Origin of the sequence: Leeuwenhoekiella blandensis MED217 (assembly GCF_000152985.1) — a bacterium.
Classification (GTDB): Bacteria; Bacteroidota; Bacteroidia; order Flavobacteriales; family Flavobacteriaceae; genus Leeuwenhoekiella; species Leeuwenhoekiella blandensis.
The window spans coordinates 2,120,774-2,143,102 of record NZ_CH672395.1; the positions used below are offsets into that span (position 1 = coordinate 2,120,774).

A 22,329-nucleotide genomic window follows, 5' to 3' on the forward strand; every position below is an offset into this window, starting at 1 on the left:
AAACGACTATGAAAAATAAATTTCTACTAAGCTTATTTTGTCTTTTTACGACACTAGCTTTTTCACAATCTTCTAACTATGCAATTACCGGTAAGGTAACCGATAAGGATGCAGGTATTCCTCTGGAATATGCAACCGTTACCGTTACCGATGTTAACAATGCCCAAGATGTTGAAGGAGGAATTACCGATATGGAAGGTAATTTCCGCGTTGAAGTTCCTCAAGGGGAATACAACATCAAAATAGAATACATCTCTTTTCAGCCTATTACGTTAAAGCGAACGCTTAATGCAGACCTTAATTTAGGAACTATTCAATTAGAGTTTGCTGCTTCAGATCTTGACGAAGTTACCGTAGTGGCAGAAACGACTACCGTAGACATTCGTCTTGATAAAAAGATCTACAACATTGGTAAAGATTTAACGACTGCCGGTGGTACAGTAAGTGACGCACTTAACAATGTGCCGTCAGTATCTGTTGATGTTGAAGGCGGAATTAGCCTTCGTGGAAACGAGAACGTACGTATTTTAATTAACGGAAAACCTTCGGCACTTGCCGGTTTTGGTTCTACCGATGTATTGAGACAACTTCCTGCAGATGCGATTGAGCGTGTAGAAGTGATCACCTCTCCTTCTGCGCGTTATGATGCTGAAGGTACTGCCGGTATTTTAAACATTATCCTACGTAAAGAGAAAACATTAGGATTCAACGGTTCGATCAACGGAAGTTTAGGAAATCCTGATCTAGCTAGCATTTCTGCTAACTTAAACCTGCGTACCGATAAATTCAATGTTTTCAACACGACTTCTTATAGATATTCAAGTTCACCGGGTAACGGATACTTCGACACCCGCTACAACACAACAGATGATATCACGCCTACGTACGAGCGTATCATTGAAGATCGCGATATCCAGCGTTTAAATCGCGGATTCAATACTAACCTTGGTTTAGAATATTATTTAACCGATAGATCTTCAATTACAGGTTCTGTATTCTATAGAAATGGTAATGATGTAGATGAGACTACAAACCTTACCCAAAGTTTTAATAATTCAGCTCCTGTTTTAGAAACTTCGCGTATTGAGCGTCAAAAAGAAAAAGACGATCGTTATCAGTTCGCCTTAAACTACATCAACCGCTTCAATGATGAAGGGCATCAGTTAACTGCAGATTTGCAATACACTACAAGTGATGAAACTCAAAATACGTTCATCAATGAAGATATAACCCTAAATACAGAAAATACAGATCCTATAATCGCAGAGCGTTTATTGAGCATCGAAAAGCAAGATGAGTATTTGGTTCAGGCAGATTATGTACTTCCTTTTGGTGAAGGTTCACAATTTGAAGCAGGATATCGTGGTACTTTTGAAAATGAAGTAACTGATTATCGTGTAAATCAAGAGCAAATTGCTAATTCAAATAATTTTGTTCAAAACGATACCTTGACAAACGTATTTGATTACACAGAAAATGTAAACGCGGTATATACACAGTTAGGAAGTAAATTTGGTAAATTCTCTGTACTTGCCGGTTTACGTCTGGAGAATACCCAATTAAAAGGACAAATAGGTTCTGCTTTAACTGAAGCTGAATTACAAGATATTTACGGGTTTGAGATCAACACCGATTTTGACAACAATTACTTAGGACTTTTCCCTACGCTTAACTTAACTTTTGAGTTGAACGAAAGAGAAAATGTGACTTTAGGATATAACCGCCGTATTAACAGACCTAGAGGTTGGTTCTTAAATCCGTTCCCGGATAGAAGCAGCCGTAACAACGTATTTCAAGGAAATCCTAACCTGCAACCTGCATTTGCAAATGCATATGATTTGGGGTATTTAAAGCGTTGGGATAAATTAACCCTTACCTCTTCTGTTTATTTCCAAAGAGAAACCGAATCTTTTGAAGTGGTTCAAGAGATCATTGAACTACAAGGACAAGGGTCCAATACAAACGGAAACACGGTAATTCGTAGCATCCCTGTAAACCTTTCTTCAAATGAGCGTTTAGGTGCAGAAATAGGTTTACTATACAACCCGGCAAAATGGTTACGTCTTAATGGTAGTTTTAACTTCTTTCAGTTCAATACTGAAGGGTTCTTTAATAACGTAGATTACAGCGCTAAGAACACCAGCTACTTTGCGCGTTTCAGCTCTAAAGTTTCACTACCTTGGAGTATCGACTGGCAAACCAATGCTTTTTACCGTGGTGCTGCCCAAAATGCACAGTCTGACACAGACGGAATTCTATCTGTAGATCTTGCTTTAAGTAAAGACTTATTTGATGATAAAGCTACGATCTCGATGAACGTGAGCGATTTATTTAACGGTAGAAAACGCAGTCAGGTAACAACAAACGACTTGTTTACCAGAGACAGCGAGTTTCAGTGGAGACAAAGACAAGTCAACTTATCATTTGTGTATCGCTTCAACCAGCGTAAAAACGATAGACAGAATAACAGACAGCCTTCTATGAATGACGATGATGACGGTGGAGATTTCCAAGGATAATTTTGAACACCCTTTCATTCCTTTATAATGACGCAAAGCCATTTCGATAAGAAATGGCTTTTGCTTTTAGTAAAAAGTTCACGCTAGAAATCTGGGAGAAAAGATTCAAAGTATTGCATCTAGTAAATACCAATAAAAAAACCTGCTTTAAAAAAGCAGGTTTTTGAACTTAAAATTATATAGAGTAATACTTATTAATTTCCGCGCTCTAATTTTTTCTTTTCACGAATTTCTTTCATTCGCTCTACAAATGCTCCACCAATCCAATAAGGTAGAATAGATACTAAAAAAATCATTAACCAAAATCCCATGGTTGCGATGGTTAAAAATGCTAAAAAGCCTAAGTATTGATCAAATTCAAACATAATATGGTTTTTGTCTGATTGCAAATTTAAGTATTCTTAATTAAAAAACACAAGAGTTTTTTTAAGTTATAAACATATTTATAACAGCTGCAATCGATAGTAATTACACGCAATCCATTATTTTTGTAAGACTACTAAAATAACCGAAATGGAATATAGAATTGAGAAAGATACGCTGGGCGAAGTGAAAGTTCCGGCAGATAAAATTTGGGGCGCTCAGACGGAGCGTTCTCGCAATAATTTCAAAATTGGCAATCCGGCTTCTATGCCGTTAGAGATCGTTTACGGTTTTGCCTACTTAAAGAAAGCAGCAGCGTATACCAACAATGAGTTAGGGGTGCTTTCAGAAGAAAAAAGAGATTTGATCGCTCAGGTTTGTGATGAGATTTTAGAAGGAAAACACGATGATCAGTTTCCATTGGTGATTTGGCAAACTGGTTCTGGTACGCAAAGTAACATGAACGTAAACGAAGTGATCGCAAACCGTGCGCACATTCTTGCCGGAAAAAAACTGGGAGAAGGAGAAAAAACCCTTCAGCCTAATGATGATGTGAATAAATCTCAATCTTCAAACGACACCTTCCCTACCGGAATGCACATCGCCGCCTACAAGAAGGTTATGGAAGTAACGCTTCCGGGAGTGATTAAACTTCGCAATACGCTGAAGAAGAAATCTGATGATTTCCGTGAAGTGGTAAAAATTGGTCGTACGCATTTAATGGATGCCACTCCCCTAACCTTAGGTCAGGAATTTTCTGGCTACGTATCTCAATTAGATCACGGCATCAAAGCCTTAGAACATACTTTAGACCACTTGTCTGAACTCGCTCTTGGCGGAACTGCTGTAGGAACGGGTTTAAACACACCAAAAGGCTATGCAAAATTAGTAGCCGATTATATCGCTAAGTTCACCGAGCAACCTTTTAAAACTGCAGAAAATAAATTTGAAGCTTTGGCAGCACACGATGCGATCGTAGAATCTCACGGTGCATTGAAACAATTGGCAGTTTCTCTCAATAAAATTGCTAATGATATTCGTTTGCTTGCCAGCGGACCGCGTTCAGGAATTGGCGAGATCACAATTCCGGCAAACGAACCGGGGTCTTCTATTATGCCGGGTAAAGTAAATCCTACGCAATGTGAAGCGCTTACAATGGTTTGCGCTCAGGTTGTAGGTAACGATATGGCGATCGCTGTAGGCGGAATGCAAGGACAGTACGAACTCAACGTCTTTAAACCGGTGATGGCAACCAACTTTTTACACAGCGCGCAACTTATAGGTGACGCATGCGCTTCGTTTGAAGAGCATTGTGCTGCGGGTATTGAACCTAACCATCCACGTATTAAAACCATGCTTGAAAATTCGTTGATGCTGGTTACCGCCTTAAATACCAAAATAGGATATTATAAAGCTGCAGAAATCGCAAATACTGCGCACCAAAACGGAACCACGCTACGCGAGGAAGCTGTAAATCTTGGTTATGTTACTCCTGAAGAATTTGATGAGTGGGTAAAACCTGAAGATATGGTAGGTGAAATGTAAGCACCTCAATTTCAACAGCAAACTGACTTTGGGTAGCAAGTGAACTGCCTCAGAGCAAGCTCATGAAGAATTGGTAGGAAACGAATTTTTAATTTCGAAGCAAGCCTAAGTGTATTAAACCCTTTGGCGGTGCCAATAAAAAAAGGAGAAGCATTTGCTTCTCCTTTTTTATTTAATCGAACTACAATTTATTTCTTATAGAATTTTTTGTACTTAGGATATGCGATGAGCGCAAAAACAATCACACCGGCAAAAATACCGATCGCTTTATTCAAATTGAGAATGTTATCTCCACTCGCATAACTGTGTAATCCCGAAAGCCAGAAGTTCACACCAAAATAGGTCATCAAAATACTTCCGTAAGCTAATATGGACATCAGGTTGAAAAACCATCGGCCGCGTAATCCCGGAACCAGACGCATATGAATTACAAAAGCATATACCATAATGCTGATGAGCGCCCAGGTTTCTTTAGGGTCCCAACCCCAATAACGTCCCCAGCTTTCGTTGGCCCATTGTCCGCCCAAGAAGTTACCTATGGTAAGCATTACCAATCCAACGGTAAGTGCCATTTCGTTGATGATCGTAAGTTCCTTGATGTTGAGATCCATTCGTTTTTTATTCTTAGAATTGGTCAGAAGCATCAACAGCAATGACACAATTCCTAAGATCATTCCGAGGGTAAAAGGACCGTAACTCGCCACGATCACCGCTACGTGAATCATCAACCAATAACTATCAAGAACCGGCTGTAAATTTGAAATCGCCGGATTCAACCAGTTCATACTTGCTCCCCATAAAATAAAACCGGCAACAAAGGCGGTACTCGCAATAGTAAGCGAACTCTTTCTACCAAAAGCCAATCCAAAGAACATCGTTGCCCAACCTACATATAAAATAGACTCATAGGCATCACTCCAAGGTGCGTGACCCGAAATGTACCAACGCCAGATAAGTCCGGCAGTGTGTAAGGCAAACAAGATCCCTACAGCCAAACCACTCAGCCTAACCATCGTTTTAATAAAGCGGTTGTCTTTAAAAATGCGAATGATCACAAAAACAAACATCACGATACTTGCCAGTAAATACATCCAGTAGAGCTTGGTAAAAATATCGTGCTTGTTGTAGAAAACTTCAGCATCAATTTTATTCTCAGAAGGCATAACTTCACTTCCGTATTTTTCCTGAAAGCTTTTTATACTGTTCAGAAAGGTATCGGCTTTAGAAAAATCACCAGTTTCCTTTCCTTCACGCAAAGCGGAAAAGTAAAGCGGTAAGATCTGTTTCGTATACAAAGAATCCATACCCTTATATCCAGACTCATTAAGTTCAGGATAAGAGACCCATTTGTTGTTTTCATCATTGATGAGTGGGAATATTTTGAGAATTTCGCCACTTACAGCACGATTCAAAAGCCCTAGACGTTCAGCAATATCTATAAAGTCTTTATCAAAACTGTTTTTTACTTCCGCCTGATAGGCTGCAGTAATGTAGGGATCAAGTTTGTTACGTCCCATATCATCAATAAAGTCAAGCGCACTGAGATACTTTTGTTCCTTTGGGACGCCAATAATTCCACGCAAACTATCATTTGCCGGTTTTACATAGATCAGGTCTACATTGTACCAGAAAAACGGGGTTTCAACCATCGAAAGAAAAACCTGATCTGCAGTAAGCCCTTCGTACGTATCGCTACGGCTAAGTTTTCTAAGAAGTTTACTTGAAAATGTATTCACCGGCATCATACGCCCACCATCATCCTGAATGACCAGTTTTCCAAATTTCGCAGCTTCTTCCGCAGGAACTTTATTTGCAGTAAGCATAGAGTCTATTTGCTGTGCAGTTGGCAACGTATGCTGTTGCTCTTCGACTACCGTAGCAGACCCCGGAATAAAATCCTCAGGTTGCTCTTCTACAATTTCAGTATTTCCATTTTCAACAATAACTTCCTGCTCCTGCGCTTGAAGTTGCATTCCGCTAAAAGCTATTAAAGCAATCACTGCGGAAAGCTTAGCTTTTCTGGCTTTCACTTTATCCAGACGTACTTTTAAGTCTCCAAAACGACTTCCTTTGTCAAAAAGAATGATCATCAAGCCTAGATACAGCAAGAAATAACCAATATAGGTAATCCACGTTCCTACCATATCGTGATTTACTGAAAGTACGGTTCCCAATTCATCAGGATCAAAACTCGCCTGAAAAAAGCGATAGCCTTGATGATCCAAAACGTGATTCATATAAATATCATATTCAAACGACTGCTGCGGGCCATCTATCACCGTCACTTTACTTTCGTAAGAAGAATAAGCGTTTGTAGTACCCGGATAGCGCTCTGCAATAAAGTCTTTCAGTTTAATTGAAAAAGGTAATTCTTCGGCCAGACTACCATAAGCCATATGGAATTTAAGGTCACCAACATCTGTAGAAACCATTTCGTTATTAAACCCTTTTCCTCCTAAAAGTCCTACCGTTTCCTGACCTTCAGCGGTGGTTATGGTCACAAAAAGCGCATCTTGCTGTCCCTTTTGCTTAGGGAAAGCTTCAACGATTCCATTTTTACCTTTGATCACCGGATCAGGAATAACGAATTGCATTCCGCCTAACTGATACAAAGCACGCAGTTTAAGCTCTTGAACACTGTCTTTTGCAACTTCATAATCGGTTTGTGTTGCCATCACGCGCGTACTTCCTTCAAAAGGTGTGTTGATGGTGTAGTTCTCTCCGTCATAACCTATGTTGATTGCGCCTTCGGTAGGTTTGTTAAGCGCAAAAAGCATATTGTGAATACTTGCTACAGTACCATCTTCAAGATAATGCTCGTGACGTTGCCCATCACCGGCTTCTACGATCTTTAATTGAGCTTTACCATCTGTGCTCTCGATCAGTCCTTCTTCTGCCCCGTCAATAAATTTTGAAAAGGAAATGCTTACTGGCTTTCCGTCAAAATCGGTTTCCCAAGTAAAGCTATTATCTAATCGCGTAGACAGGTTAAGACGTTTGGGTTCTAGTTTACGACGCATAGGTGCACCATCGCGCTCGCCATCAATAAAAACATTTAAATAGGTTTTCTCGGTAAGAAAAGTGTTTTGAGTCTCGCCTTCTCGTATAGGCATCACCCCTTCAAAACCTACATAGCGCGTCCAGGCAGCACCAAAAATGATCAGGATAAAAGCTGCGTGAAAAACGAGTGTAGACCATTTTTCTTTACGCCATAGTCTAAACGTCCAGATGTTACCAATAAAGTTAATAATGAACAAAATATGAATAAGCTCAAACCACCAGACTTCATAAACAAGTTCACGAGTATACGGGGTGGGTGAAGTTTCTTGGCCGGCGTCAAGGATGGTCCCAGTTGCCATCGCTACAGCATAAACAATAAATAAAACGGCCATTAATCGGGTAGAAAACAGAAAATCTGCAATACGTTTTTGCATGATAAAGTTGCAATTTTTTGATGGCGCGAAGGTACGAAACAAATGAGCATTAATAAAGCTTTAACGCCTCCTAATCGCAAGGCTTTTTATCTATTTTGTTTACTTTTGAAGCGTGATCACAGTTTCGATAATAGGTACAGGAAATGTCGCTTTTCATCTCGCTAAAGCTTTTAGCAAGGCACAAATGATTCATATGCAGTTTGTTGCAGGGAGATCACGAGAAAAGCTTGTAGCCTTTCAGTCTTTTGCAAACACTACTATGCAACTCAGCGCGTTAGGGCAAAGTGACATCATACTCATTGCAGTAAGTGATGACAGCATCGCTCAAGTTGCAGCTGAAATTCCGGAGACGAATGCACTTATTGTACACACTTCCGGAAGTACCAGCTTAGAAGTTTTAGAACCCCGTGAGCGCATTGGCGTGTTTTATCCTTTACAGACATTCTCTAAAAACAAAGAGCTGAATTACAAAAAGATACCCTTTTTAATTGAAGTTAAAATTGAGGAGGATTTACAGCTGCTTTCTAAACTGACTCATGCGCTTCAGGCAGAACATTTCAGAATGAATTCTAAAGAGCGCGCTGCATACCATCTTGCTGCAGTCTTCAGTAATAATTTTACAAATCACATCCTGACAGAATCCGAAACGCTCTGTGAGCAGCACCGGATTTCATTCCAACTCTTGAAGCCTCTGCTTGAAGAAACGATTGAGAAAGCCTTTGAAAAAGGACCAGAAAATAGCCAAACCGGTCCTGCAAAGCGAAACGACTCTAAAACTATTGAAAAACAATTGGCAGCGCTACAAACAACCGAGCAAAAAGATTTATATACTACTTTAACCAAAGCAATACAAAAGCATTATGAGCGATAAAAGCTATAAAGAATACCTAAGAGATATAACCACCTTCATTTTTGATGTAGACGGCGTGATGACCGACGGTTCTTTAATGATAACCACCGACGGCGAAATGTTCAGGACTATGAACGTAAAAGATGGTTATGCCATCAAGTGCGCTTTAGACAATGGTTACAACATTTGCATTATAAGCGGCGGCACCAATGAAGGCGTACGCAACCGACTTAAAGCATTGGGTGTTACAGATATTCACCTTGGCGCTCACGCTAAAATGGAACAATTCAACAAATACATTTCTGAGAATAACATCAAAGCTGAAAATGTGCTTTATATGGGGGACGACATCCCTGATTATCCCGTGATGAAGGAAGTTGGTCTTCCTTGCTGTCCACAGGATGCGGTTAAAGAAATCAAGGAAGTGGCCAAATATGTTTCCCATAAGAAAGGTGGAAAAGGCTGCGTACGTGATGTCATTGAGCAAGTGCTTAAAGTGCAGGATAATTGGATGAATTATTTTAATGCCGGCCCGGTTCAAAATAAATAGACTTAAACAAAAAGCCGCTTTATAAAATCATAAAGCGGCTTTTTTATTGGCGCCGTTAAGGGTTTAATATTGGTTTATTACTGATTTTCAAATCCTAGAATAGCTTCATTCAATATCTGAGTAGCAGCCGCTGTATCTCCATATCCTGAAGATTTCATCAGTCCCTTACCTTTATAATTGGTAAACCAGGTTTCAATAATAGTAGTAACGCCTGGGTAGTTCTCATTCAAATCTTCAATAGTATTAATCGCGTAAAAGCTCGTATTTTTTGCGACGGCGATCAATTTATCATCCTGTTCTCCCCTATCTTGCAAATGTAGAACCCCGATCAACTTGCAAGGAACAACACTTCCTCGGGATACCGGATCTCCTAGCACTAAAACATCAAGAGGATCTCCATCACCTCCTTGATCTTTAGACAATAAGGTTTTAGGAATAAAGCCGTAATTACCAGGATATCCTAAGTAATCAACAATTCTGCCTTTACCCGCCACCTGCTCCCATTCTAACACCCCGGTCTTTTTATTGATTTCCCATTTTTGTCGCGTTCCGGAAGGAATTTCGATTACCGCATTAATAGAACCTTCTGCGGTCTTTGCCGCATAGAAAGTGAGAAGATTTTCTTCAGAATGTTGTTTACAGGATTGCAAGGCGAAAAGCAAAATACAAAGACCTTTTATTACGTTGGTCATTATTCAAAGTTTAAGGTATACTCCCAATGCTGTGCAAGCATTTGCGCTTCAGCTCTTGTTAGCTGAATAACCGCTCCATGTTTGGGCGAAGTAAAATTGGTGGTTTTCATTTTTCCTTCATTAAAATGCCCCAAGTCTTTAAAATTCTCAAAGTCGGACGTTTCTACAAAACCAAAATTATGCGGATTGATACTGTAAATATCATACATCAGCACGTAATTATCAGAATCGATACGCTGCCAAACGTTAGGTGCTTCACAAGAGCCCGGTTCCCTATCAACCCATTCCGGATTATAGACATAACCTGAATTGATCGAATCTGAAAACGCCATTTTTACACCGATAGGATTCTCCTGAGCGACATACATCATACAGTATTTTCCATCAGGCAGTTTAGTTATATCTGCATCTAGAATCTGAATCGAATCGTCAGGATACTCAAAAAGTGGCTGCGGTTCAGTCAATGTAGTAAAATCTTCATTGGCGTACGAATAGTATAATTTGGTAAGTCCGTGTCCCATACGCATGGTATAATACACCATCATTTTTCCTTCTTCAGGATCATAGATACTCTGCGGTGCCCAGGCACAACCAATTTCATCAAAACCTTCAAAATGCTCATCAAATAAGAAGTTCGTGTGTTCCCAATGAATCAAATCATAGGATTTCATCATCACAAAACCTTTATTATTTCCCCAGTCGTATTCTTCAATGGGGCGCTCCCAGGTTGTTTCGCGATACCCTAAATTTTTGGCAAACAAATGCAAATCAGTCATTACCACATAAAATGCACCATCGGGTCCTCGAGAAATATGCGGATCGCGAATACCTTTTTGACTGGCAATACTATCCCCTGCAACAATGGGTTTCCCCTCATTAATATCTGTAAATGAATAACCGTCTGTACTTAACGCCATATGCAAACTATGCGTATCATCTTTGAAATACGTCAACAAATACGCTTCCATAGCAGTCGGGCTTTCAGAGGATTCTTCAGTTTGATCTGGTGTAGTGGATTTTGGCGTGTTTTTACAAGCTGTAATTACAAAAAGTAATGCAGCAATGAGAGTGAAAAATTTTGAACACATGAATTAAATGATTTTTATATCTGCTTTATAAGATAAAATTGATTTGATGAATTCCTCATTATCCTGCGGACTGATATAAATCTCGTCATAAGCGTTGTATTTAATGATCAAACCTTTGCGAGCAGTCGCAGGCTTTAACCCTACCCATAGGGTTTTATTTTTGATGATTTCACGAATATTTTCTAACGGAATGGATCCTTTCAGCGGACCTGATTTATAGTTTAGAAATGAAGAAGTTAAAGAATATGAAGTGCCAAAAAAGAACCACAAAAAAAGTATCGATGTAGGTGTTATGCCTAACACATACCAATACCAGCCTGTTTCCTTCCCTGAATCTGAAAAAACACCTATCAGGATAAAAAGGAAAATCAGCACGAGCAAAGCACTCAAAAACAACGGATCTTTTCTGCTTTTAAAATTCATAATCAGGGTTAAGTTAATAAAAAAGGCTACACCAAATAGGTTGCAGCCTTTTTTTTGAATTTTAAAAATGCCTATTCAATTAAATCAAATAGTTGGATTGGATGATATTGGCATGGTGAATCTCATGACCACAAATGATAAAACCCGAAGCTCTTGCTGTTAAGCTAGCATCACTAGACGTACCTTTATTCAAAAGCGCTTCTTCATTAAAAGATTGAAAAAGATTGATGGTACAATCGCGTACTAAACTATATTCTTCCAGCATCGTATGCATATTTTTCTCATTTGCACGAGAAGGCGTTATATAATCATCCTGCTCAAATCCTGGAAGCGGTGTCTTATCACCTCTCCCAATACGAAGTGCTCGATAGCAAAATATACGCTCTGTGTCGATCACATGTTGCAAAACTTCAAGTATGGTCCATTTTCCTGATTGATACGCAAAGCGCCATTTATCCTCAGGAATTTCAGAATAAAAAGTGAGACTTTTTTCCTTACCGTCTTTTAAAGCTTCGAGCAACTCCTGATCAGGTTTAACGAGTTCTACATAATTTCTGTAGAACGCGTTAAACTCGCTGTGATCAAGATCTTTTACCGTCGCCATTATGCTGAGTTACGGCTAGCGTTGATATTTCCGAATAACGAACGCGTTACCATTTTTTCAAACATTTCTAGCTTTTTCTCATCAGGATTTTCTTCGCGCTGCATTTCCTGAATTTTCTTAAGCGCAAACTGCTGAATGGTTAACAAAGGCAATACAATACGCTCTCGTTCTTGAATTGAAGCTTTACCTGCTTGCTCATCTTCCATAAGTTCGCTGTAACCGGTAACTTTAAGCAATACGCGTTTACTGCGCTCATACTCTTCATGAATAAGCTCCCAAAACGCACCAAATTCAGGATCATCTTTCATATACGCTGTAAGCGCAAAGAAAGATTTGGTCAAACTCATCATACTATTTTCAAGCAAGGTTCTAAAGAACATGCTGTTGTTGTATAAAGATTGAACACGATCAAACTCGCCACGCTCTTCTAGTTTTTCTATAGCAGTACCAACGCCGAAAAATCCAGGAACGTTTTGCTTCAGCTGTGACCAAGATCCAACAAATGGAATTGCTCGTAAGTCTGAAAAGTTGAGTTTATCGCTTCCGCCACGTTTACTTGGGCGACTACCAATATTGGTTTTTGCATAAAACTTCAATGTACTCATACGCTCTAAATAGCCTAAAAATTTAGGATGCGCTTTAAAGTCTGAATACGCTTGATAGCTTATCTCAGCAAGCTCTTCCATGGTCTTACGATCTTCATCAGGGAAAGCTTTCGTTTTTTGAGAAAAGACTCCGTTGAAAATACCAGAACTCAACAATTGCTCTAAGTTGTATTGGCACGAGTCTGGCGTACCAAAATTAGAACTAATGGTTTGTCCTTGAACGGTTACCTGAATTTCTTCATCCTCAATAGTTTCTCCTAAAGAAGCGTAGAATTGATGGGTTTTACCACCACCACGTGCCGGTGGTCCTCCTCTACCATCAAAGAAAATCACTTTAATTCCGAATTCTCTAGAAACCTGAGTAAGCTCTTCTTTTGCTTTAAAAATACTCCAGTTAGCCATTAAATACCCACCATCTTTAGTACCATCACTAAAGCCTAGCATAATGGTTTGCTTCATATTACGCTTTTTCAAATGTGCTGCATAAGCTGGATTTGTGTATAACCCGCGCATCACTTCTTTAGCGATCTTTAAATCCGGTACTGTTTCAAACAAAGGAACAATATCAACCGTTGGATCCTCCCAACCGGTCAGGTGAATCATAGAGAATGCTTGCATTACATTGAGGCCGGTCTGGTTGTTACTTATGATGTAACGATTACAGCTACGCTCTCCGTTTTGCTTTTGAATTTCCTGCATTGCATAAATACTCTCTAGCGTTTTACGCGCAATATCATCTTCAAGCGTTGCAGGATCAACTTTTCCACGCACATCCTGAAGGATCTTGATTTGCTCCTCTTCAGAAAGGTCCAGATAGTTTTCAGGGAATATCCCTAAATTATCTTTAGCACATTGCTTTACGATTTCGTCCATCACGTGCATATGCACACGACTATCTTGACGGATGTCTAACACCGCAAAGTGGTATCCAAACATTTTTACCTTATTCAGGATATCATCGATCTCTTCTAAGAATAAGCTTTCATGACGCTCCACCACTATTTTGCGTATGCGTAATAAGGTAGTTTCTAACTCTTCAAGAGATACGGTAACTTCATCACCCGGTAAAAAGATGCTATCGTAAAGTCGTTTTTCAAGATCTGCAAGGGCTTCTTCGGTACCTACGAAGGTGATGCGACGTCTTAAACTGCGAATGTCGCGGTAGTAATTTTTAATAATGGTATTACGTAAACGAGAAGCAACCTTCAGCGTGATTTCAGTAGTAACAAAAGGGTTACCGTCACGGTCACCTCCCGGCCAGAATCCTAAATCAATAACTTCATTATCAAAGAATTCTCCTTTGAATACGTTTTGACGTAAATAATTATAAATGTGGCTAGAGGCTTTATAAAATACATTTTCTAAGTACCAGATTAAGCTCACCGCCTCATCATAAGGTGTTGGCTTCTCTTTCTTAAAAAACGGTGTCTTACCTAATTGAGATAATAATTTCTTAATCATCTCAACGTTGTTTTCATTTATCGCAGCGCTTAGGTCATTAATGATTCCTAATACAGCACCTGGATAAAACTGTGTTGGGTGTGCAGTTAAAACCGGTCTGATCTTAAAATCTTGTAGATATTCTTTTAATTCGCCGGTTTTAGATTGTGCTTCTGCTTCTTCTTTGATGTTTCTCAGCGTTCCACGACCGTCCATATTATTAACGGTACGATAGGCTGCATCTTCAATAGCATCAAAAAGCACTACCTGACGTTCTATATATTGAATAAATCGAAATAGTAAGTCATAACGTTCTTCTTCAGAAACGTCTCTTTGATACTTATCAAAGAAATAATTGACGATTTTTTCTGGGTTATAATGCTTGTCATAACCTCGCGTACAAATACGATCAAACAAGGGCAGCAAAACCCCAGTATCTGTAATACCTTGAAAAGGTAAAGTCATAAACAAGCTATTATATACCTGATATTTTGATTTTACCAGGTTATTAAAGCGTTCTAATTTTGGTTGTCTGGACATAAATAGTCTGGTTTTTGAATAAAAAAACCCTTTGTCAACAAAGCCAAAGGGTATATTTAAAGAAATATTCTTTGGTTTACTTTACAGGTCTTGAAAGATGCTATGCATTAAACGTTTCTTATCGTTAATGCTTTCATCAAGAGAAATCATTGTTTCAGTACGGTACACTCCTTCAATATCATCTAACATAAAAATAATATTTTTAGCGTGTTCTGTATTCTTAGCACGCACTTTACAGAAAATATTGAATTTTCCGGTAGTAACATGTGCAACCGTAACATAAGGAATTTGGTTAATACGCTCCAAGACAAATGTGGTTTGACTTGTCTTATTTATATATATACCTACATAAGCAATAAAAGAATAGCCAAGTTTTGCGTAGTCTAAGGTTAATGACGACCCCACAATAATACCAGCTTCTTCCATTTTCTTAACACGTACGTGAACCGTACCTGCAGAAATAAGCAATTTCTTTGCTATATCGGTAAAAGGAGTTCGGGTATTTTCAATCAGCATATCTAGGATTTGATGATCAACCTCGTCTAATTTGAATTTTGCCATTATTAAGTGATTAAATTATATATAAATCAAAAATAATACAAAATCACTGAATAATTCATAATAAATTGTTGCTTTTTACCGAAAACGTTGTAGGTAAATTACTATTTACTTGAAGATTCTCAAGATTTTGACCAACATCTAATGTGAAATTTTCAGGGAATTCTATTTTTTCTTGAGCAAAATCAATTTCGCTATGTCCAACAAAGCTATCTAAATCAGCGATTTGCGCTATCTTAGGTACAAAATATAAAATTCCGTCTCTTAAAGTTTCCTGATACTGAATCGCCATATCAGTTACTCCGTATTCCGGTAAATTAATATTACGAATTATACAGTCAAAAAAGCATTTTTTGTTCTCCGGAATAGCGAAATATGGATTTGAAGACACATTTTCTTCAGATTTAAGCAATAAAATAGACTCAAAAACGCGTATTAATGATAAAAACATAAAGCCTCGAGTCTTTTCACGGGCATAATCATTTGGAAAATGTCCCGCTTCAAAAAGAATTGTGGGAATATTGAGCTGCTGGAGCGTGTCGCCTACACAATTTATATTAAATCCATCGTCATAACGTCCTACTTGTCCCGGAATAAATTCCTGCAACATCTCATTGAGCTCAGCAATAATAGCCATTCCCTCTTTTCTAGACTGTGTAACTGTGCGCAAAGCATCCTGAGATGGTGATAAGAAAGAAGCAACAGCACTTTGAGCAGGTTCGCCTACACCAAAGATGGTACGCTGTCCATGTAGATTAAGACAATAATCAGGATCGAGAGAGGTATAAACCTGTTTCAAAATCAGGCTCTCCGGCTGCGTAAGTTCTTGTGCATCCCTATTCAAATCAACTTGATTGGCATTGACGCGTGTATAGGCTTCAGCACCATCAGGGTTCAACATTGGAATAAAGGTAAAATTGAACGTACTCAATAACTTTTGACCGATTTCAGTGTCTTTATTTGCTTCAAACCATTTAAAAAGATCGAATAAGGCTTTAGTAGTAGTGCTCTCATTACCGTGCATTTGTGACCAGCCTAGTATTTTAATCTCACCGGTTCCAAAAGTCACTTTATAAATAGGTCTGTTTTGTACGGAATAGCCAAGGCTTTCTTTGACAAAAAGGTCTGGTATACGGTCTAATAAAGGTTGTAGTTGATTTATGGTAAGGTATCGGCCGTAGAGCGCTTGTTCTTTGTGCGCGGTATGCCATTCAAGTAAAGAGGTATAATTCATCAAATAATATTAGGTTACAAATGTAAACATTCCATAATTTACAATTGTACACAATAGGGATACATCTGATTAGTCACTTATGTGAACAGACGTTACTGAATTAAACTTCGCTTTTTGGAATATTTCCTTTCTATAGCAAAGCAAGATTCATTTAATTAATATACAATAATTTAAACACATTAACCTGCAGTGATAGATCAATAATTAATAGCCTTGTTTACAAATGTAAAATATATAATTCAAAGAATTGTTTTACATTTGTAACAGTGATGTTTGAAATGTAATGTTACAATGGTAAACAGCGAATTATTTGCCAAAAGGCTACAAAAAGTGATGGATGAGTATGACTTAAATGCCACATCTTTTGCAGACGCTATAGATGTAGGGCGTTCTTCCATCTCTCATATTATCTCAGGCAGAAATAAGCCGAGTCTCGAATTTGTGATGAAAATAATCGAAGCTTTTCCTGAGGTTGAATTGTATTGGTTACTTAATGGCAAAGGAAGCTTTCCTAAAAAAGCCAGGCCTACCCCTAACTATAAACCTGCATCGAGTCAGTTGGCTGCAAATTTTGACAAGCCTTCAACTCCGGCTCAAGAAGATTTGAATTCTTCAAGTGAGTTCACGCAAAAAAAACCGGCAATAAATTCAGACATAAAAGAAATTGAACGTATTGTTATTTTTTACAATGATGGCACTTTTAAAAGTTTTAATCCCTAGTCATATTGGGATTGATATTTCTTCTATAAATTTGGAGTTATATAATCAAAATATAAACTCCCATGCGGTATTCGCTAATCGCACTTCTCCTCCTGCTATTATTAAACTCATGTTATAGTCCGGAACGTAAGTGTACCGATTTTAAAAATGGAACTTTTGAGTTTGAAACCTACCTTGAGGGTGAAATTGTCAAGACAACCTTTACGCGTAATGACACCCTTGAAATCGATTATTATCAAGGCAAAGCCGACTCTTCAGCAATACGCTGGATCAATGATTGTGAATACATCGCAAATAAAATTAATCCACAAAGTATGATGGATCGTAAAGCGATTCATTTTAAAATACTCACCACACAAGACAACACTTATACGTTTGAGTACGCTTTGGTGGGTGACTCTAAAAAACAAAAAGGGACGGTGACAAAAATTGCAGACGCCCCACGTTCTCCAGATGAATTTTAGGTGATTTTCCCCTGATGTTGTTTCTTCGCAACTGCAGTAAAATAATTATATTTAGATAATTTATAGATTTTGTAAAATGACTTAGAATCCTTGTCTATGTTGTATTTTAATTTACCACATCCTCTCAAACAAATTATTTAAAGTGTCTTTACAGCTCCGCGTTTTTTTATGCTTATTTATCGTTTACAGCGCCTCCGTTTCAGGACAGGACAGTATTGAAAATGCTATAAACACAAGTATAGAACAGCGACATGCTTCCTTTGATTCCCTTCAAAAATATACGTCTGCTTTTAAACGGGATTCATTGGCAATAGCCTCTTTTATTGAAAAGTCAAAGAATGCCGGTTATACCTACGGAAATGCCTTTGGCGAAAATTTATTAGGAATTTATCTAAGAGATCATTCGTATTATGAGGAAGCTCTAGAGCATCACGATAAAGCGCTAAAACTAGCAAACGAACTCAATGATGTAGAACTTAAAGTTTCGGTTTTAAATATGACCGGAGTCGTTTACCGTCGCATTGATGCGGTAAGTTCGGCTTTAGACAAACACAATGCTGCACTTGCTCTGGCTGAAAGTCAGTCTAAAAAATCAAGAGCGCTTTTAAAAGGAATAGCAATTTCTCAAAACAGTATAGGCAACATTTATTTGTTACTTCGAGATTATGATGACGCTGAAAAATTCTTTAAAATGGCGATCAATAGTGAAGCCAATTTAACCAGCGATCTAGGGCTGGCGATAAATTATGGGAATTTAGGAATCACTTACGAAGAGCGAAAACAATATGACAAAGCACTGGAGAATTACAAAAAGTCATTAGAGTACAACAATAAGATTAACAATGATTTAGGTAGGGTTATTTGCAACAATAGTATAGGTCAGGTTTATTTAAAACAGGGGAAATCTTCTAAGGCTTTGTCACTCATAAATGAAGTGCTTCCCAAAGCTGAAAAGATAGGTGATAAATTTTATATCGCGCTTACCTACATAAATCTAGGATGGGCTTATAGCGAATTAGGAAATCATCAACTTGGGGAAGAATACCTGATGAAAGGCAAAGATATAGCTGACGAAAATGATCATAAGCAATTTTTAAGTATGGCTTATATGCACCTGTCGCAACTTAAAGAACAACAAGGCAACTACCAGGAAGCATTGGCTTACCAGCGCTCTTCTCAAGAAGTTCAGGAAGAATACTTAAATCAGGCCAACCAGAAATATGTAACCAACCTGATTTATAAATACGATTCGGAGCAAAAGAAGAATACCATAGAATTACTGAAGCGAAACAATCAAATCGCTCAGATAGAGCTTTCTCAGAGCAAAAAGAATAATATTTTCATTCTATTACTATCGCTTCTCTTACTTATCATTCTTTTTATCTTATACCGTCAGATGCGCTTAAAAAACGCAAAGCAACGCCTCAATGCCGAGCAGAAGCTGATGCGCTCACAGATGAATCCTCATTTTATATTTAATGCGCTCTTGTCTATACGGATCTATCTTCAAAATAGCAATGTAGAAGACGCTATGCGCTATTTAAATCAGTTTGCAAAACTGATACGCTCTATCCTTACGAGTTCGTTAGAAAAGGAAATTACGCTTCAGGAAGAGCTAGACACGATGCAGCTTTATGTAAATATTGAGAATATTCGATTTTGCAACGAGATCCAGTATGCTGTACATATAGACGAACGTGTTGATTTGAAAGCGATAAAAATACCCTCTTTGATTTTACAGCCTTTTATAGAAAATGCGCTATGGCACGGCTTACAACCCAAAGAGGGTGAAAAACTCTTGACCTTAGACGTTGCTTTGAAAAATGATGAATTTGTTACCATCACTATTACAGATAATGGTATTGGCAGAAAGAAAACTATGGAAGTCGCCAGTGAAAAGGTAAATACGCAAAAGAAATCAATAGGAATAAACCTAACATTAAGGCGGTTACAAAATTTCTCTAAAAATTTAAGAAACACCTATGCGCTTCGCTTTATCGATTTGTATGATGAGCAAGAGTATCCTGCCGGAACTCAAGTTTTGATCGATTTACCCATTAAATAACATCTTTGGTCTTAGAACCAAAATGATCATTGAGAACCGTAGTGAGCTTGTTCTTATCTATTGGTTTGGTCAGATAATCACTCATCCCACACTTTAAACCGGAATCTACAGCGCTAATTGTAGAGTCTGCAGAAAGGCCTAATATAATAGTATCCTTGTACAACTGTTTAATTCGTCGCGTCGCTTCATAACCATCAATATCCGGCATATGAACATCCATAAAGATAAGATCATACTTTTTCTGATGAGCCTTGTCCACAGCCTCTTCCCCGTTGTAAGCTATATCAGTCTCTAGGCCAATTTTCTTGAGCAATTGCGATAACACAATAACATTAAGTTTGTTATCATCAACAGCGAGAATATTTAACTCAGGAATATCAACTGCTGTTAATTGATCTTGATCAATTTTCTTTTTGCTAAGCAGATCAAAATCCAAGTTTATTTTAAACTCAGACCCTTCACCTACTTTACTTTTTACCGAAATCGTTCCCCCTAATAATTCTACCAAATGTTTTACGATCGACAAGCCTATTCCTCCACCACTATGCTTTTTACGCATTCCGGTATCCAGCTGAATAAAACGATCAAAAATGTCATTTATTTTATCCTCTGGAATACCGATACCGGTATCAGTTACACGAATTTCTACAGCGACTTTATTGTTCTCTTGACGTTCTGAATAATGTATCGCGATCTTTCCTTTTTGGGTAAACTTGATCGCGTTGCTTACAATATTATTGAGTATTTGTTCAAATTTGGCCCGGTCGCCTAACACATAACTCTTTGTTTTGGTGTCAACCACAACTTCTAAATCAAGATCTTTGCTCTTGACTGGTTGCAAATTAAATTGGCGTAGGTTTTCAATAATATTCAGGGGGCAAAATTCAATATGTGCTACTTCAGAAAAGCCGGATTCCATCTTATCTAAACGTAAAATGTCATTGATAAGATTCAATAAGGTTTTTGAAGATTGTTTCAACAAGGATAGGTAATGCTCTTCTTCAAATTTATTATTCCCGGATCCTATTAAATCGCTGATTCCCACAATCGCATTAAGCGGAGTCCTGATCTCATGACTCATATTTGATAGGAATTCGGTTTTTGCGATAGATGCTTGATTGGCTTTAAGCGTTTGTTCTTCTAAACTCAGGTTGAGTTCCTTCAGCTTTTTATTCATACGCAACGTACGACTGGCTGCATTTTGAGCATTTCTGTTAAAAAATGAAAGCAAACCGATCGCAAGTGATAGGATCAAACCTACTCCAAGCGCATAATCGGCAAGACGCATATTTTCTGCCAAAAAATCTGGATTAGCAAAGGTTAGCTGAAAATTCCAGGATTCATTCATATCAGAATCCATAATCATAGCGGTTTCAAAAACGTAAAAGGGGTCTGTTTGCGCTTGATCGTAATTGTTGTAGTTATAAAAACGAGTTCCTTCTTCGTCCTTTATTTGAATAGCAAAATCCTTCAGGTAGTAACTTAATCGATCAAATTCATCGTTGAAATTCATTCCGCCGGTAACCGTGCCTTTAAATTCGTCTTCGATATATACGGGAACATCTACCAAAAAAGAATTTCCACCTTGAGACAATTGCACCCATTGCGTGATGTTGGTAACACCTTGACTAGATTTGCTTTGCCAGTCTTCATAACGATACGCTAATTTTGAAATATCGAGACCAATCGCCGGTACATTAGGTCTTCTCGGGAAAATATCCTCTACAATTCCTTTAGGATTGATAAGCTCAACAAAGTCAAGTGACTCGTTTTGTTTAAGTAAACGTTTGGCATCCTGGATCCAGTAATCGTAATAATCACCATTAGTTTCCTCGATACGTTCAGCAAGATTTTGAATACCTTGAACATTGCTTCGCACAGTGCGTTTAAAATCCTGAGTAGCAAGACTCCCGGTAAGCTGAACTTGATCTGAAAGTCGCTGCGGAAGTGTTGATTTAAAATTATGATACACATAAATACACACCAAAGCAGGTATCAAAAACCACAATAGGGAAATCAAATAATCTTTAGAGGGTACTTTTTTTGCCATTTACTTCGTTGTCACTACGATAAAGAGTATTAAAAGTAGTGAATTTAAATTACGCGAAGTATATAATATTACTATTTAATCGATAAAAAGCTTAAAAAAATATTAAAAGGAATCAAAGTAAGTAAACACTTACTTTTTATTAGAATTATTAGATTTTAACAAGTTGTTTTGTTCTTCAAGTAATTCATTCATTTTAGCCAATAGCGCTATATTCTTAGGGGTTTCAACAGCAGGATTTTTTTCATCTTCACTCTGCTTTTTCAAACTATTCATGAGTTTGACCACTATAAAAACAACAATAGCAATAATAAAAAAGTCAATAAGAACTTCTATTAATTCACCATACCCAATAGCTATTTCCGCTACTTCGGTACCGTCTTGTGCGGTATACGCATTCTTTAAAATGATTTTTTTGTTTGCCATCTGCACACCGTCTGTCAAAAGGGATAATGGCGGCATCATCACTTTTTTCACGATAACATCAATGACATTTTGAAAAGCAGCCCCAATAATAACACCTATAGCGATGTCTACCATATTGCCTTTGACGGCAAAGTTTTTAAACTCTTGAATTAAACCCATACC

The 22,329-nt window shown here is 38.0% G+C and carries 18 protein-coding genes; 7 read left to right on the forward strand and 11 right to left on the reverse strand.

What is annotated here, in order from left to right; all coding sequences use genetic code 11:
• Positions 1-8 precede the first annotated feature (8 nt).
• Positions 9-2,519, forward strand: coding sequence for a TonB-dependent receptor (locus tag MED217_RS09165; RefSeq protein ID WP_009780230.1), 2,511 nt, complete (start codon positions 9-11; stop codon positions 2,517-2,519).
• 194 nt (positions 2,520-2,713) lie between these two features.
• On the opposite strand, the gene MED217_RS19125 is transcribed toward MED217_RS09165, so the two are convergent.
• Complete coding sequence (locus MED217_RS19125; RefSeq protein ID WP_009780232.1) at positions 2,714-2,884, reverse strand: hypothetical protein; 171 nt, start codon at positions 2,882-2,884, stop codon at positions 2,714-2,716.
• A 148-nt stretch (positions 2,885-3,032) separates the two neighbouring features.
• On the opposite strand from MED217_RS19125, the gene fumC reads away from it, so the two are divergent.
• On the forward strand, positions 3,033-4,427 hold the full coding sequence (fumC, locus tag MED217_RS09175; protein ID WP_009780233.1) for a class II fumarate hydratase: 1,395 nt from the start codon (positions 3,033-3,035) through the stop codon (positions 4,425-4,427).
• A gap of 188 nt (positions 4,428-4,615) precedes the next feature.
• Here the strand turns inward: fumC and ccsA are convergent, their stop codons facing one another.
• Positions 4,616-7,861: a cytochrome c biogenesis protein CcsA gene (ccsA, locus tag MED217_RS09180; RefSeq protein WP_009780234.1), complete on the reverse strand. Its 3,246-nt coding sequence runs from the start codon at positions 7,859-7,861 to the stop codon at positions 4,616-4,618.
• Positions 7,862-7,973: 112 nt separating this feature from the next.
• Here ccsA and MED217_RS09185 point away from each other — a divergent pair, with 112 nt between their 5' ends.
• Both MED217_RS09185 and MED217_RS09190 read left to right on the forward strand, forming a co-directional pair.
• Positions 7,974-8,732 carry a Rossmann-like and DUF2520 domain-containing protein gene (locus MED217_RS09185; protein ID WP_040532697.1) on the forward strand — a complete coding sequence of 253 codons (759 nt, stop codon included), beginning with the start codon at positions 7,974-7,976 and terminating at the stop codon, positions 8,730-8,732.
• A complete protein-coding gene (locus MED217_RS09190; protein WP_009780236.1) occupies positions 8,722-9,261 on the forward strand; it encodes a KdsC family phosphatase in 540 nt (179 codons plus the stop codon). Before MED217_RS09185 ends, MED217_RS09190 begins: the two co-directional genes overlap by 11 nt.
• 77 nt (positions 9,262-9,338) lie before the next feature.
• Here MED217_RS09190 and MED217_RS09195 read toward each other — a convergent pair whose 3' ends face one another.
• From MED217_RS09195 to MED217_RS09225, 7 genes are all read right to left on the reverse strand, one after another.
• A complete protein-coding gene (locus tag MED217_RS09195; protein ID WP_009780237.1) occupies positions 9,339-9,953 on the reverse strand; it encodes an inorganic diphosphatase in 615 nt (204 codons plus the stop codon).
• Positions 9,953-11,041 (reverse strand): glycoside hydrolase family 43 protein, encoded by a 1,089-nt coding sequence (locus tag MED217_RS09200; RefSeq protein ID WP_009780238.1) that lies wholly within the window; start codon positions 11,039-11,041, stop codon positions 9,953-9,955. Before MED217_RS09200 ends, MED217_RS09195 begins: the two co-directional genes overlap by 1 nt.
• A gap of 3 nt (positions 11,042-11,044) precedes the next feature.
• A complete protein-coding gene (locus tag MED217_RS09205) occupies positions 11,045-11,464 on the reverse strand; it encodes a PH domain-containing protein (protein WP_009780239.1) in 420 nt (139 codons plus the stop codon).
• A gap of 79 nt (positions 11,465-11,543) precedes the next feature.
• Positions 11,544-12,068: a DinB family protein gene (locus tag MED217_RS09210; protein ID WP_009780240.1), complete on the reverse strand. Its 525-nt coding sequence runs from the start codon at positions 12,066-12,068 to the stop codon at positions 11,544-11,546.
• Entirely contained in the window at positions 12,068-14,653 is a 2,586-nt protein-coding gene (locus tag MED217_RS09215) for a phosphoenolpyruvate carboxylase (RefSeq protein ID WP_009780241.1), read from the reverse strand. Before MED217_RS09215 ends, MED217_RS09210 begins: the two co-directional genes overlap by 1 nt.
• Before the next feature lie 81 nt (positions 14,654-14,734).
• Positions 14,735-15,214, reverse strand: coding sequence for an Lrp/AsnC family transcriptional regulator (locus MED217_RS09220; RefSeq protein ID WP_009780242.1), 480 nt, complete (start codon positions 15,212-15,214; stop codon positions 14,735-14,737).
• Between the two features lie 55 nt (positions 15,215-15,269).
• Positions 15,270-16,445 (reverse strand): M14 family zinc carboxypeptidase, encoded by a 1,176-nt coding sequence (locus tag MED217_RS09225; RefSeq protein WP_009780243.1) that lies wholly within the window; start codon positions 16,443-16,445, stop codon positions 15,270-15,272.
• A 291-nt stretch (positions 16,446-16,736) separates the two neighbouring features.
• Between MED217_RS09225 and MED217_RS09230 the strand changes: the two genes are divergently transcribed.
• From MED217_RS09230 to MED217_RS09240, 3 genes are all read left to right on the forward strand, one after another.
• Positions 16,737-17,165: a helix-turn-helix domain-containing protein gene (locus tag MED217_RS09230; RefSeq protein ID WP_009780244.1), complete on the forward strand. Its 429-nt coding sequence runs from the start codon at positions 16,737-16,739 to the stop codon at positions 17,163-17,165.
• Positions 17,166-17,227: 62 nt separating this feature from the next.
• Positions 17,228-17,629: a hypothetical protein gene (locus MED217_RS09235; protein WP_009780245.1), complete on the forward strand. Its 402-nt coding sequence runs from the start codon at positions 17,228-17,230 to the stop codon at positions 17,627-17,629.
• 304 nt (positions 17,630-17,933) lie between these two features.
• Complete coding sequence (locus MED217_RS09240; protein ID WP_154648927.1) at positions 17,934-19,694, forward strand: tetratricopeptide repeat protein; 1,761 nt, start codon at positions 17,934-17,936, stop codon at positions 19,692-19,694.
• On the opposite strand, the gene MED217_RS18520 is transcribed toward MED217_RS09240, so the two are convergent.
• Together MED217_RS18520 and mscL are read right to left on the reverse strand one after the other, a co-directional pair.
• The gene (locus tag MED217_RS18520; RefSeq protein ID WP_009780247.1) at positions 19,687-21,744 is read right to left on the reverse strand and encodes a response regulator; all 2,058 of its coding nucleotides are present in this window, start codon (positions 21,742-21,744) and stop codon (positions 19,687-19,689) included. The two genes, MED217_RS09240 and MED217_RS18520, sit on opposite strands and share 8 nt — an antisense overlap.
• A 129-nt stretch (positions 21,745-21,873) precedes the next feature.
• A complete protein-coding gene (gene mscL, locus MED217_RS09250; protein WP_009780248.1) occupies positions 21,874-22,326 on the reverse strand; it encodes a large conductance mechanosensitive channel protein MscL in 453 nt (150 codons plus the stop codon).
• Between the last annotated feature and the right edge of the window lie 3 nt (positions 22,327-22,329).

Excerpts from the sequence above, each read along its gene's own strand:
- MED217_RS09165 (WP_009780230.1), top strand. The coding sequence starts at position 9 with ATGAAAAATAAATTTCTACTAAGCTTATTTTGTCTTTTTACGACACTA.
- MED217_RS19125 (WP_009780232.1), bottom strand. The coding sequence starts at position 2,884 with ATGTTTGAATTTGATCAATACTTAGGCTTTTTAGCATTTTTAACCATC.
- fumC (WP_009780233.1), top strand. The coding sequence starts at position 3,033 with ATGGAATATAGAATTGAGAAAGATACGCTGGGCGAAGTGAAAGTTCCG.
- ccsA (WP_009780234.1), bottom strand. The coding sequence starts at position 7,861 with ATGCAAAAACGTATTGCAGATTTTCTGTTTTCTACCCGATTAATGGCC.
- MED217_RS09190 (WP_009780236.1), top strand. The coding sequence starts at position 8,722 with ATGAGCGATAAAAGCTATAAAGAATACCTAAGAGATATAACCACCTTC.
- MED217_RS09195 (WP_009780237.1), bottom strand. The coding sequence starts at position 9,953 with ATGACCAACGTAATAAAAGGTCTTTGTATTTTGCTTTTCGCCTTGCAA.
- MED217_RS09200 (WP_009780238.1), bottom strand. The coding sequence starts at position 11,041 with ATGTGTTCAAAATTTTTCACTCTCATTGCTGCATTACTTTTTGTAATT.
- MED217_RS09205 (WP_009780239.1), bottom strand. The coding sequence starts at position 11,464 with ATGAATTTTAAAAGCAGAAAAGATCCGTTGTTTTTGAGTGCTTTGCTC.
- MED217_RS09210 (WP_009780240.1), bottom strand. The coding sequence starts at position 12,068 with ATGGCGACGGTAAAAGATCTTGATCACAGCGAGTTTAACGCGTTCTAC.
- MED217_RS09215 (WP_009780241.1), bottom strand. The coding sequence starts at position 14,653 with ATGTCCAGACAACCAAAATTAGAACGCTTTAATAACCTGGTAAAATCA.
- MED217_RS09220 (WP_009780242.1), bottom strand. The coding sequence starts at position 15,214 with ATGGCAAAATTCAAATTAGACGAGGTTGATCATCAAATCCTAGATATG.
- MED217_RS09225 (WP_009780243.1), bottom strand. The coding sequence starts at position 16,445 with ATGAATTATACCTCTTTACTTGAATGGCATACCGCGCACAAAGAACAA.
- MED217_RS09230 (WP_009780244.1), top strand. The coding sequence starts at position 16,737 with ATGGTAAACAGCGAATTATTTGCCAAAAGGCTACAAAAAGTGATGGAT.
- MED217_RS09235 (WP_009780245.1), top strand. The coding sequence starts at position 17,228 with ATGCGGTATTCGCTAATCGCACTTCTCCTCCTGCTATTATTAAACTCA.
- MED217_RS18520 (WP_009780247.1), bottom strand. The coding sequence starts at position 21,744 with ATGGCAAAAAAAGTACCCTCTAAAGATTATTTGATTTCCCTATTGTGG.
- mscL (WP_009780248.1), bottom strand. The coding sequence starts at position 22,326 with ATGGGTTTAATTCAAGAGTTTAAAAACTTTGCCGTCAAAGGCAATATG.